The sequence below is a fragment of the Parabacteroides massiliensis genome, from assembly GCF_900155425.1.
Classification (GTDB): Bacteria; Bacteroidota; Bacteroidia; order Bacteroidales; family Tannerellaceae; genus Parabacteroides; species Parabacteroides massiliensis.
The window spans coordinates 320,781-334,253 of the sequence record NZ_LT700189.1 but is presented as its reverse complement, the minus strand read 5'-3'; the positions used below and the strand labels follow the sequence as shown (position 1 = coordinate 334,253).

The 13,473-nt window shown below is 44.7% G+C and carries 7 protein-coding genes; all 7 read right to left on the bottom strand.

Annotated elements, in window-relative coordinates; genetic code table 11:
- Window positions 1-61: 61 nt before the first annotated feature.
- Window positions 62-2,371 (bottom strand): GH92 family glycosyl hydrolase, encoded by a 2,310-nt coding sequence (locus tag BQ9893_RS01435; protein ID WP_075964407.1) that lies wholly within the window; start codon window positions 2,369-2,371, stop codon window positions 62-64.
- Window positions 2,372-2,476: 105 nt separating this feature from the next.
- A complete protein-coding gene (locus BQ9893_RS01430) occupies window positions 2,477-4,750 on the bottom strand; it encodes a GH92 family glycosyl hydrolase (protein ID WP_075964406.1) in 2,274 nt (757 codons plus the stop codon).
- Window positions 4,751-4,886: 136 nt separating this feature from the next.
- Window positions 4,887-6,455, bottom strand: coding sequence for a RagB/SusD family nutrient uptake outer membrane protein (locus BQ9893_RS01425; RefSeq protein ID WP_075964405.1), 1,569 nt, complete (start codon window positions 6,453-6,455; stop codon window positions 4,887-4,889).
- Window positions 6,456-6,478: 23 nt separating this feature from the next.
- On the bottom strand, window positions 6,479-9,826 hold the full coding sequence (locus BQ9893_RS01420) for a TonB-dependent receptor (RefSeq protein ID WP_075964404.1): 3,348 nt from the start codon (window positions 9,824-9,826) through the stop codon (window positions 6,479-6,481).
- Between the two features lie 177 nt (window positions 9,827-10,003).
- Window positions 10,004-10,981 carry a FecR family protein gene (locus BQ9893_RS01415; protein WP_075964403.1) on the bottom strand — a complete coding sequence of 326 codons (978 nt, stop codon included), beginning with the start codon at window positions 10,979-10,981 and terminating at the stop codon, window positions 10,004-10,006.
- Window positions 10,982-11,050: 69 nt separating this feature from the next.
- Window positions 11,051-11,608 (bottom strand): RNA polymerase sigma-70 factor, encoded by a 558-nt coding sequence (locus tag BQ9893_RS01410; RefSeq protein WP_081415344.1) that lies wholly within the window; start codon window positions 11,606-11,608, stop codon window positions 11,051-11,053.
- A 660-nt stretch (window positions 11,609-12,268) separates the two neighbouring features.
- The gene (locus tag BQ9893_RS01405) at window positions 12,269-13,450 is read right to left on the bottom strand and encodes a TolC family protein (RefSeq protein ID WP_075965350.1); all 1,182 of its coding nucleotides are present in this window, start codon (window positions 13,448-13,450) and stop codon (window positions 12,269-12,271) included.
- Window positions 13,451-13,473: the final 23 nt, after the last annotated feature.

The following is a 13,473-nucleotide window of genomic DNA, read 5'->3' as shown; positions in this document are numbered from 1 at the left end:
TGGCAACTCCGATCATGACGCCCAATAAGATTTTTCCTGTTTTCTTTAGTATCTCCATCGTTTATTTTTTTTGTTTCTCATTCACTGAAAACGAATATGGCAAATCTTCCGGATTCACGCCTCTGTTCATGTTCGGCTTGTCTCCCATCTTGACATCCAGGACACCGCCTTCCAGCAGTTCGAAATGCTCCAGATAGTTTTTGGTGTAATTCTTTCCGTTGAAAGACATGGACTCGATATAGATATTCTTGTCGCTGTTCTCCGGCGCGTTGATAACCAGATTCTTTCCGTTCTCGAAGTGCAGGGTGGCTTTCTTGAACAAAGGTGCGCCCAATACATATTGCGTCGTTCCGGGAGCAACCGGATAGAAGCCGAGTGCGGAGAAGACATACCAGGCGGAAGTCTGCCCGTTATCTTCGTCACCGCAATAGCCGTCCGGTGTCGGGGTGTACATGCGGTTCATCACCTGGCGGAGCCAGTATTGGGCTTTCCAAGGCTCACCGGCATAGTTGTACAGATAGATCATATGTTGGATCGGCTGGTTGCCATGCGCATAGTTCCCCATATTCATAATCTGCATTTCACGTATCTCATGGATAACCTGTCCGTAATAGCTATCGTCAAACACAGGGGGAACGGCAAATACGGAATCCAGCATAGCGACAAATTCCTTTCGTCCGCCCATCAGATCGATCAGGCCTTGCGGATCGTGGAAAACCGACCATGTATAGTGCCAGCTGTTCCCTTCCGTGAAAGCATCTCCCCATTTCAATGGCGAAAAAGGTGCCATGAACTTGCCGTCTTTATTCTTTCCACGCATCAGTTTGGTCTCCTTGTCAAACAGGTTCTTGTAGTTCATCGCACGCTTGGCATACAGGTCCAGTTCTTTCTTTGGACGTCCCAAGTCTTTTGCTATCTGGTAAATACACCAGTCGTTATAGGCATATTCCAACGTACGGGCGGCATTCTCGTTGATCTTTACATCATAAGGCACATAACCCAGCTTGTTGTAATATTCATGTCCGAGGCGACCGGTAGAAGAAACCGTCGGGTGTACATTTTCCGTTCCGTGGATCAAACCTTTGTACAATGTTTCGAGATCGTCCACTTTTATACCCTTGACATAAGCATCCACAAGAACCGAAGCCGAGTTGTTGCCCACCATGCAACCACGATGTCCGGGGCTCGCCCATTCGGGGAAGAAGCCGCTTTCCTTATAGGTATTGATCAGGCCTTCCTGCATCTCCTTCGACATAGTCGGGTACATCAGGTTCAGGAACGGGAACAGGCTACGGAACGTATCCCAAAAACCGGTGTCGGTAAACATATAGCCCGGCAATACTTCCCCATTGTAAGGGCTATAATGTACGATTTTCCCCGACGCGTCTATTTCATAAAATTTGCGAGGAAACAGAAGCGAGCGGTACATACAAGAATAGAACGTCCGATACTGGTCCAGCGTCCCGCCTTCCACCTCGATCTTGCTCAACTCCTTATTCCATACCTCTTTGCCTTTTTGCACCAATGTGTCAAAATTGTCAGTTCCCAGTTCTTTCAGATTGAGCGAAGCTTGTTCGAAACTGATAAACGAAGAGGCTACCTTCGCATGCACTATCTCGCCTTTCGCCGTCTTGAAACCGATAACGGCACCGACATGGTCGGATTGCTGCTCGCGCGCACCTTCCTTCAAAGCCGCATCGGCAAAGGTCGCTTCGTAGGTGAAAGATTTGTCAAACTCGATGACGAAATAGTTCTTGAAATTGTCCGGCACCCCCCCGCTATTCTTTGTCGTATAGCCGATAATCTTGTTTTCTTCGGGAACCACCTTGATGTAGGAACCTTTGTCAAACGCATCCACTACGACATAAGAATGTTCGTTTTCGGGAAAAGTGAAACGAAACATGGCGGCACGGTCCGTCGGTGTCAACTCGGTCTTCACGTCATGTTCCGCCAGATAGACTTCGTAGTAATACGGTTTCGCGATCTCACTCTTGTGGGAAAACCAACTGGCGCGTTTATCCTGATCGAATTCAGGAGAACCGACAACCGGCATGATCGCAAACTGGCCGTAATCATTGATCCAGGGGCTCGGTTGGTGGGTTTGTTTGAAACCGCGTATCTTATTCGCGGTATAGGTATACCCCCATCCGTCACCCATCTTTCCGGTCTGCGGAGTCCAGAAATTCATACCCCAGGGACGTGCTATGGCCGGATAAGTGTTACCGGCCGATAGTTCATACGTCGATTGCGTCCCCATTAAAGGATTAACATACTCTACCGGATCAAAAGCCCCGTCCGCCGCAACGGCCGGCCTCCCCAAGCAGGTCAGCATAGCTACAAGGGCAAAACCCCATATACTTTTTTTCTTCATTTATGCTTCTCTTTTATATTTGGATGCTAAAGATAAGTTTTTCTTTGCACTCTCTGCAACTTTTCTTCTTAAAAACCATCAAAACCTAACTAAAAGCATAAAAGGCTATTCGGCAGAGACCGGACGACTTTCCGGAGCCGCGCCGAATTGTTTGTTAGGAGTGTTGCCCATAACGAAAGTCAGCGTTCCACCCTTCATCACGTCTTCATACAATATATAGGACTTGTCGTAAGGCTGCCCGTTCAATGTCACAGACTGGATATAGATATTCTCTTCGTTGTTGTTTTGGGCAACGACATCGAACGTCTTGCCACCCGGCAAACGGATCGAAGCTTTTTCAAACAAGGGGCTTCCGAAGACCAACACGCCGTTCGACGGGTTCACCTGGTAGAAACCTAAAGCAGACATGATATGCCAGGCTGACATCTGCCCGCAATCTTCGTTACCGATAATTCCATCGGGCTGGTCGGTATAGAACTCTTTTTGAATGTAGCGCACCTTCTCGGCCGTCTTCCATTGTTCGCCGGCATACGGATAAAGGTAGGCAATGTGGTGGCTCGGTTCGTTGCCGTGGGCATATTGCCCAATCAAACCGCTGATATCACTTGAAGCGCCTTCGCCCATATCGCCTTCGACACAGAACAAGGAATCCAACTTAGCCGTAAAAGCAGCATCGCCTCCCATGATCCCGATCAGACCTTCCGGATGCTGAGGCACGAAGAAAGTGTATTGCCAGCCTGTTCCTTCCGTAAAATCGCCTACCCCGTGGACGGAACGGAACGGGTCATACGGCGTACGCCAGCTTCCGTCTTCCATTTTCGGACGAACGAAATGAATGTCCGTGTCAAAATACTGGGCATAATATTTTCCTCTCTTCAGATAAGTTTCATAAGCATCGTCCTTACCCATCTTTTTCGCCATCAGAGCGATACCCCAGTCATCGACGGCATATTCCATCGCGATGGAGGTTGCTTCATGCACTTTGTCGCACGGGATAAAGCCTTTTTCCAATACATAAGGCACTGCTTTCTGGTTCTTGTTTGTTGCCGTTCCGACCATAGCCCGGAAAGCACGCTCGGCGTCGAAACCGCCGAAACCTTTGAGGTAAGCATCCGCAACGACCGGCACGGAACTATAGCCCGGCATGCAATCGGTTTCTCCACCGAGCAAATGCCAGATCGGCAACTTACCCTGTTGGTCGTAAATACTCAGGAACGAGTTTACGATGTCGTCTACTTTCTCAGGCGCGATGATAGTATAGAGCGGGTTCAATGTGCGGTAGGTATCCCACAAAGAGAAGGTGGAATAGTTTGTCCAATCATTGTCCTTATATATCTGATCGTCCTGCCCACGAAACTCGCCATTCACATCGCAATACAGAGTCGGAGCAATAAAAGCATGGTAAAGAGCGGTATAGAAAACTTTTCTGTCTTTTTCGTCCGCCCCGTCTATTGCTACACAGGCCAACTGGTCGTTCCATTTCTCTTTGGCGGCTTGGCGCACCTGGGCAAAATCCCAATGCGGCAACTCGGTTTGCATGTTCAGCCCGGCATTCGGACAACCGACGGAAGAGATCGCCACCTTGGCCATTACGTTCTCGGGATTGTCCAGGAAAGAGACAACGCCTTTCACGTTTTCGGCGGTCAGCTCGTCGGCTCCGGCCGGTTCGTCACCTTTGAAAACTTGCACAGAGGCAATCGGCTGGTCAAACTTCATTACGAAAAAGACCTTGTGCTGGGGGCTCCATCCGTGGGAGAAACGATAACCTTCTATTGTATATTCATCGACTTTCTTCAGATACGTGTCGTACGATTTGTCTCCGTTCCCTTCTTTCAGGTCGATCAGCAAATGAGCGGCTTGATTTTTCGGAAACGTATAGTGGTGCATGGCGACACGCTCGGTAGAGGTCAACTCCACTTTCACGCCATTGTCCATCAAAAGGGAGTAGTAGCCTGGGGCGACCGATTCGTTCTCGTGCTTGTAATAAGAGGCGCATGAGCCTTCGATATTGTCCTGTTCGCCACGTGCCGTGCGGACTTCTCCGACAAACGGCATCACCAGGATATCGCCCAGGTCGGCACATCCCGTACCACTCAGGTGGGTATGGCTGAACCCGATAATCACGCTATCCGAATAATGATAGCCGGAACACCAGTCCCATCCTTTATGAATGTTCTGCGGCCCGACCTGCACGGCGCCGAAAGGCACATTGGCTCCGACAAAGACATGTCCGTGTTCGCCTGACCCGATATACGGATCAACATAAGCAGTATAGTCCGTGGCTGCTACTTGTTGCTTCTTTTCCGGTGCTTGGCAAGAAAAGACGAGAGAGGTAAGGCATATCATACCCACCATCGCTCCTTGTTTACTTAGTTTCATTGCTTTAATTTTTTTATTTCTGGATTTGTTTTCAATATGATCGGGGTTATCCCCCATTTATTAATACCAAAAAACAGAGGCCACTCGTGAACGAACGACCTCTGTTTATATAAAGGAGTAACTGATTTTAAGTCAATTAATTCAGCTGATATCCGTCGTTCTGCGTCAAATTCGGATTGCGTTGCATTTCGTTCAACGAGATCGGCCACAGAAGGTCAGATGACTTGAATGTCGCACCGGAAGCATTTTGGGCTCCTACCAAATCGACATATGTCACACGCCCTTTCTCTGTCGTGGAAATCACCGGGAACTTCTTCGTACGCAGACAATCGTCCCAAATCTTAAATTCCAATGGGAACTCACGCAGACGTTCAGTCCAGCATTCTTCAATAAAGGCTTGCTGGCTCAAGGCCTGCAAATCGGTAGCAATAGCCTCGGCAGACTTGCCTTCCATGTTGGCACGGGCTTTTATCTGTGCCAAATAACCGGCAGCCTCGGCCGTCACACCTTGAGATTGTGCAATCGACTCGGCCGCATCCAACAATGCTTCTGCATAGCGATACAAATCCTTGTCTTTGGTCGAACGTCCCGTATTCAACAATGCATCTTCATCATACCAGAACCAGCATCCTGCCTGTTCGGAAGACCATGTCTTGCCTGTATTCGGATTCGTATAATTCCAATGGAAAAATTGGTTAGGCTGGATACGCAAATCGTTGGATTCATATACATTCAAGAATCGGTCTATCGGGCCATATACACGTTCGAAAATAGAATAAGTGCCAAATACAGCCGTAGCGGAAGAGTTAAAAGCATACGTAGGCCACCAACCGCCATTACTGATGGCATCATCAAACTCATACGCCCAAATCGATTCGTCCAAACCATCTGTCGAACGGATTTTATTATAAGCGCTGTTCATGCTCAGATCACCGTTTGCCGTCAATGAATGAGGAGAATCGATAACCGTTTTCACCGTTGAAGCTGCTTCAGCATACTTTCCTTCCTGCATATAGACGGAAGTCAAAGCCATAGCTGCCACATACTTCGTAACACGATTTCCATTATTATAGAACGTAGTTGCAGGCAGGGCATTTACCGCATCTTTCAAATCTGATTCGATTAACGCATAAACCTGTTCTGTCGAAGTACGCTCCAAATATAGATTGTCCATAGATTCATAAGGCTCCGTAGGCATCGGTACGGGTCCGAAAATTTTCACCAGATTGAAATAATTGAATGCACGGAAAAATTTAGCTTCCGCCATCAACTGGTTTGCTACAGATTCAGACATGGAAACTTCCGGTATGTGTTTGATAGCCCCATTGGCGACATTAATGGCCTTATAGCAATCATCCCATACACCATCCATCGTTGATGATACCGTCATCGTGTTTTGCTGGCGGGTCAATTCTCGTGAATACTTACACACCAATTCTTGTCCTTCGTAACTATTCGTAAAGTAGCCTGTCAAATTTCCTGTTACAGAAGCAAAAGGTCCGATATAAGCACTACCTGCACCTGTTAACTTAGTAGAAGCACCTGTACGATACAGATAATTCACATTTGCCAACACTTGAGCTTCCGTTTTATAAAATGCTCCACTTGTCAATGAAGACTTAGGCTCCTCATCCAAAAAGTCCGAACATGCACTAAACCCTATTAAAGAGGCGCATGTAACAACCATTGTCAATATTCTTTTCATCGTTAGAATTCTCCTTTAATTAATTAAAATGTTACGTTAACGCCAAAAGTAAACGTTCTTGCTCTCGGATAAGAGAAGAATGTCATATTCTGCCCGAACTTATTGCTATCACCCTGTGAGGTTGATTCCGGATCATATCCGTTGAAATCCTTCGAAGTTATCAAGAACAGGTTATTTGCACTCGCATACAGACGCAAAGCAGACAAACCGATCGATTTAATCGCTTTCGGAGTGAATGTGTAACCAAGTTGCAACAGATTGCAACGTAAATAAGAGCCATCGGCAATCCACTGGGAATCAACGGTCGTATCCTGTCCGGCATGACCTGAGTTGCACAAATAAATAGCTTGTTGCATGGTGTTCGGATTCGTCCCGTTATAAGCGTCATACAGGATATTGCTCAAACCGTTCGTGATTCCAAAACGGTCGTAAGTTGAATGGTAGAACTGTTGCATGGTTTCAACTCCCCAAACAAATTGCAAGTCCATTGTCAAATCAAAATTCTTATAATTGAACGTATTTACCCAGCTACCTGTCCAGTCCGGCATACCTTTACCCAAGATTTCCTTCTTTTCCGTACGTTTTGCACGACCGATCTGGTCCAACGTGCATTCTTCGTTCTCATAGTCTTCTTCGGTATAAACGCCTAATCTTCTATATCCATAGAATGAAGACATATTTTCGCCGACACGCAAGATACTTTCAGAACCGCCTACCCAGCTGTTCATCTCGATATCTTCATCGTTGTCTCCTAAATGAAGGATCTTATTTTTGTTATAGTTCAAATTGATTGTGGAATTCCAACTAAAATCCTGGCTTTGGATCGGACGGAAGTTGATCATCAAATCCAAACCGGAGTTACGTACGGAACCGATATTCTTATAAACGGTTGAATAACCGGTTGAATGAGGCAACGGACAATCAAGAAGCAAATCGGTCGTTTTCTTGTTATAATATGCTATATCGAAATTCAAACGACTTTGGAACAAACCTAATTCGACACCGACATCGAACTGGCCGGTCTTTTCCCATTTCAGGTCAGGATTGGCCATTGAGTTGACATAGGCATATGGCGCACGCACACCATTCAGCAACAAAGTTCCGGATGAGACTTGTGCCAACGATTTATAAACATCGATTTCAGAGTTACCGGTCAAACCGTAACTTGTATGCAATTTCAAATTGCTGATCGTGTTGTTATCTGCCAAAAAGTCTTCCTGCGAAATATTCCAAGCTAAGCCGGCTGATGGGAAAACGGCATATTTGTTGTTCTCTCCGAACTTGGAAGAACCATCGACACGTCCTGTCAGGGTTGCGGAATAACGATCTTTATACGTATAAGCGAAACGTAAGAAATAAGAGTTCATTGCCCAACGTGTGTAAGAAGACTCAGGAGAATCAGGAGTCGTACCTACCGACATATTGTTATCTTCAAAGAAGTCGTCCGAAAAACCGGTCGTACGGCTCTTATTCCATTTCTGAGTGCGTTCTTGCCAAGACAAACCGACCATAGCATTGATACGATGATCTCCAAACACTTTATTATAGGTCAGATAAGTTTCTTCCTGCCAATACAGGGTATTCCAGTTCTGGTATTCAGCCCATCCGTTCGGCATGGAGATGTTGTTCAAATCAATAGAAGAATAGCCACGATAGGTCCTGTTATGGCTATCAATACCCAACTGAGTCTTTAAATCCAGTCCTTCAGCCAAATGGAACGTAAATGCGGCATTCCCGAAAATCTGAGTATTGTAACGCATACGTTTCTGCATATCCAAGATCATGACAGGATTAGACATTCCTTCGAAACCCAATACATCTCCGATAGAAGATGAAGCCGAAGTCGTATAATTGCCGTTTTTATCCCGGACAGGCATCCATGGCACCATTTCGATCATGGTACGGCGTGCTTCCTGCCCGCCACCATCTTCCGGAGTATAACGTCCCCATGTATGGTTCACCAATACATTGACAGATGTGGACAACCAAGAAGTCGGATTTGCATCGTAGGCCAATTTCGCATTGATACGTTTATTATATGTATTATTGACGATACCTTGCTGGTCCGTATAGTTCAGGAATGCTCCCATGGAAGAACTTTTCCCTGCTTGCTGAATATTGATCTGATGGTTGTGGGAAATAGCGGTACGAGTTGCTTCGTCTTGCCAGTTTGTATCATATAGCGGATTGCCGCTTGCATCGAAATAATCGGCATCGTTAAACCAGTCGGCACGATTCAAAGACCAATTCTTTCCCTGCCATTTGTTTTCGTTTTCAAGCCCCTGCATGAAAGCGTCACACCACTCTTGAGCCGTAAGTACATCCATCTTGCGGGCAATATGGCTTGCGCTGACCGAACCTTGATAACTAACGGAAGTGCCTTCTCCGTCTTTCTTGCCACGTTTCGTCGTCACCATGATAACGCCATTGGCACCACGTGCACCATAGATAGCAGCGGCTGAAGCATCTTTCAATACTTCCATCGATTCGATGTCATTCGGATTGACCAATTCGAAATTCTCCATAACCACACCATCCACTACATACAATGGATTCGAAGAAGCATTGATCGTAGCCAAACCACGGATCACGACACGATTGGCATATGCTCCCGGCTGGCTGGAATTGGAAAAGATGTTTACACCGGAAACCTTACCGCGCAAATTATCCAATGCACTGAAATTCTGGCTCTTTAGCAATTCTTCACCTTTAGCCACACTGATAGAACCTGTTACGTCTGATTTGCGCATCGTACCATAACCGACCACCACGACTTCGTCCAAAGCCTGCGAATCTTCAAGCAAAGTAACGTTTATCTCCGATTGAGATCCGACCGGTACTTCTTTTGTCAGATAACCGATATAGGATATTTGCAAGGTTGCCCCAGCCGGAACACCCGAAAGAGAATACTTTCCGTCCATATCGGTTATCGTCCCGTTGGTGGTACCTTTTACAATCACATTGGCTCCGGCAACCGGGCCCAATTCATCCGTAACAACCCCAGTAATTGTTTTTCCATCTTGGGCAACAACTGGACTCGCATTTTTTGTCAGAACGATATAATCGTTCTCAAAAGCATACTTTACATTCGAATCACCGAATGCTTCACTCAAATACTGAGCGACCGTCTTAGATCCCGCTTTGACGGATACGGCGTCGTTCGTATTTACCTCATTTTTACTGTAAACAAACAGATAATCTGTTTGCTTTTCTACTTGATCGATAAATTCTCCGATTGTTAAATTCTTTCCGCTGATATTGACTCGTGCATTTTGCGAACTTGTTTCTGTCGCAAATGAAGAGAATACACAAAGGAAAAGAAAGAATACTGAAATTCTCATGGCATTTAGAATTTTCGGTTCTTTTTTCATAACTTTGCTTCGTTTACTTGTTAATACTTAATTTGTTGGAATTTTGTGTTAGCTCTCAAGTCGGCAGGTGCGGGAACATCTGTCGGCTTTTCTTATTTTTTCTTTCTTCTAAATCATAGGCTACGATACTAAATTAAAGATTAAACATGTTTTTTTATTATCTCTTTTATAAGAGTTTCAACGTATGGTAATGCAATTTCTATCCTCATCCTTCACAAACGAAAAAGAATAGACCTTTTGCAAAATCTGGAGTACACTCTCCACCCCGTCTCGCTGGCGGAATTTGCCACTAAATCTATACCGATCCAGTTGCTTGTTTTTTTGCACTATCGTTACATCATAATATAGCTCAAGCTTTTTAATGATATCACTAAAAGAGGCATCGTCAAAAGCATAGACTCCTTCTTTCCACAACATAAAATCAGAATTATCGAAATAGCTCTTCACCAACTTGCCGTTTGACAAGAAAACACATTCGTGTGGCGAAATCGTCAATGCGTTGCTATCGCTATCACCTTGATAAACTTTTACGGAACCTTCAACCAACGAAGTGTTGAATTCGTCATGTTCTTTATAGGCAAAGACATTAAACTTAGTGCCTAACACCTCTATATTCGCTTTTTCCGTAGAGACGACAAAAGGCGCTTTCTCATTCCGCTCCACTTCAAAAAAAGCCTCTCCGTCCAGTTCCACTTTTCGTTCATTCTTTTCGAAACGATTCGGATAGCGCAAGGTCGAACGGGCATTCAGCCAAACGGTCGTTCCATCATGCAACTTCACTAATGCACGTTGTCCGGGAGGAGTGGTAAATTCTTCATACATAATCACGGGTTCCTCAACTACGAACCGATTTATCCGATTAGAGATCATCCAAGTGGAAAAAACAGCAACACAAATCGTTGCTACATATCCTAAAATATGCTTATAGGGGATTGCGAATGATTTTTCTTTGCGAGCTTGCTTAAATTCGAGAAGTTTACCGACAGCAACTGATTCGTCCTTTTCTGCCGGAATCCACGATGTCAAAGCACAAAGGTTCTGAACTGACAAAAACTCCTTTTTCAGTTCTGCATCTGTTTCCATAGCGGAAAACAACTGCTTTTTCTCCTTAGCAGTTATTTCCCCATAAAAATATTTTGTTATTAGTTCATGCATTCCTCACACTTTTGTAAGGAAGAGCGATTATCTTCTCATTTACCACCAAAAAACAATCGCAAATAAATATTATTTAACACAAATCAGAAATAATAACAGGGGCAAGTAGTCCTTCAATTCAATACGAAGTTTCTTTAAGGCTATGGACATCTGGTTCTCTACCGTATTCATTGAGATGTCTAATTCATCGGCAATTTCCCGATATTTCATTCCTTCTATACGGCTCTTTAAAAATATTTCACGACATCGTTCGGGCAACTTGTCGATAGCTTTGGTTACGGCTTGCTCGATATCTTCTTCTGATGTAAAAGTATAGTTCAATTGTTCAAGGGCCGACAGCTTAAAAGTCAGTTCTTGTCTGTATTCCTCTGCCACCACTTTATGACGAAGATAATCGAGACTCCGGTTCTTCACAAGCGAAAAAAGATAGGAAACCAAACTGACCTGTATATCCAAGACTTCCCGCTTCTCCCATAAAAGAAGAAACACGTCTTGAACAACATTCTCAGCATCCTCATCAAACAATACATATTCTTTGGCAAAACGAAGCATACGGGAATAATATGTGACATATATCCTGTCAAAATTATTCAACATACATCCTTTGTTAGAAATAGGTTTGTTCATCCACTTATATATATTACTTTAACATTCTTTAAACAGCAGAGTTCTGTAAGAACTTAGGAGTTTCGTCGCCAACAAAGATATAAAAGATTTATTCATGTTACGAAATTTCCATTCAAATAATCCTTTTACCGATGTTTTAATCACAACATTCTACAAAACAAACAATTAACACATTCGCAATTAATAATCCGCCACCATGTCTTATTTCACAACAAACGTTATCTGCATTTATATACATAGTCTATATGTCCGTTTTTATTCTTTATTCAGGAACGCAAAATGATACCCATCCAGGAAAGGATTTGTAAATCCTCTAATTTTCAACTTTCCCATTCAAATATCCATAGTTCTTACAGAACTATGTCATCATAAGTTCCTATATAACAACAACAATCACAATACACAACAATCACTCCATTCATATATCGAAACACTGAGTTTGGCAGGTGGACCGGATTCCGGTCTGTAAGGTGGACGGGGGCATGTATAAAGCCCTGCATGGAGGATAAAAAAAATTTCTCTCTGGTGAAAATAAATTTTCACCGGCATGAAAATTTATTTTCACCACAAAGAAATATCTGAAACAAAAAGGAGGTGTCAATATTCCCTCGATCCCACGTCAAGCGTAGGGACAAGGAATTTTTGACACCTCTCCTACTTTTATAACTTGAATTTATACAATTGAGCCATCACTTTCTGGTATTCATTCTGCAATTGCATATGATTCTGCATACTTTGGTAAAGCGTGGTGACATCTACAAAATATTCGATCATCGAGATTTGTCCTGCTTGGATCGCCTTGTTCAACAACGCCAGGTTATTCTGGCTTTTCAACACTTCGCTATACTCGTCGATGGAGGTCTTCAGGGCCACCGATTGGTTATAAAGCCGGAGCAAATCGCTTTCGATCGTCGCCGTCGCGCTTTCCAGTTGCAAATCGGTATAAAGGCTCTGCGCTTTCGCCTGTTTTACATGGTTGCGATTGGAGAAAAGAGGAATGCTGATCCCCACCAAAAAACCATTGAAACGTTCGCCTCCGGTAGCCGTATTCAGACGATAGCCCAATTCGAAGCCGGGCAGATTCAATGATTTGCTCACACTCAACTGGCGCAGGGCCGCCGCCTTTTCACTCTGTAAAGAGAGTAACTGGCGATTGGCCGGGATCGCTTCCTGCTTCAAGTCGACAAAAGACAACGGGTTTTCTACCGGGAGATAGGCCGTATCGGTAAAATTAATCTCGATACCGCCGTTAAGCATCGCCAACTCATGCAACTTGGCCATGCGGGCAGCTTCGTTCATGCGGGCTTCGTTCTTTGCATTGAGCAGTTCGAGGTTGATCTTGTTTACTTCGAGTACATTGGCATCGCCATTCTGCAAACGTGTCTCATAAAGGGCAGATAGCTGCTCGGCATTCTGCCGGCGGATGTCCAAAAGGTTCTTCTGCTGGTTCAGCAAGACCAAATCGAGACAAACTTCTTTGGCCTGCAACAAAATCTGCTGGCGGATTTCCGCACTTTGCCGGTCGAAACCCTCTCCTTTTGCTTTCGACAATTTATTCTTCTGCACATAGACCGTAGGGAAATCGAAAGACTGGGAAGCCACCAACTCACCTTGTATTCCCATCCCTTCCTTATTTCCATACTGATGCGTATAGGAAACGGACGGGTCCGGCAGGTTGTTGTCCAATTTGGCTTCCAACTTCTGAGCCGTCACCATCTGGCGGTTTGCCTGCAATTCCTTGTTGTTGGCTTCTACGCTCCGGAGCACTTCCTCGATAGACGTTTGCGCCCCGGCGGCCATTGCTGAAGAAACCAATGCTATTGTTAATATGAATCGTTTCATTTGCATATTTCTTTATTGTTTAA

Bases quoted from the DNA above. Each gene is read 5' to 3' on its own strand.
- BQ9893_RS01415 (WP_075964403.1), bottom strand. From the start codon at position 10,981: ATGCATGAACTAATAACAAAATATTTTTATGGGGAAATAACTGCTAAG.
- BQ9893_RS01405 (WP_075965350.1), bottom strand. From the start codon at position 13,450: ATGAAACGATTCATATTAACAATAGCATTGGTTTCTTCAGCAATGGCC.
- BQ9893_RS01410 (WP_081415344.1), bottom strand. From the start codon at position 11,608: ATGAACAAACCTATTTCTAACAAAGGATGTATGTTGAATAATTTTGAC.
- BQ9893_RS01425 (WP_075964405.1), bottom strand. From the start codon at position 6,455: ATGAAAAGAATATTGACAATGGTTGTTACATGCGCCTCTTTAATAGGG.
- BQ9893_RS01420 (WP_075964404.1), bottom strand. From the start codon at position 9,826: ATGAAAAAAGAACCGAAAATTCTAAATGCCATGAGAATTTCAGTATTC.
- BQ9893_RS01435 (WP_075964407.1), bottom strand. From the start codon at position 2,371: ATGAAGAAAAAAAGTATATGGGGTTTTGCCCTTGTAGCTATGCTGACC.
- BQ9893_RS01430 (WP_075964406.1), bottom strand. From the start codon at position 4,750: ATGAAACTAAGTAAACAAGGAGCGATGGTGGGTATGATATGCCTTACC.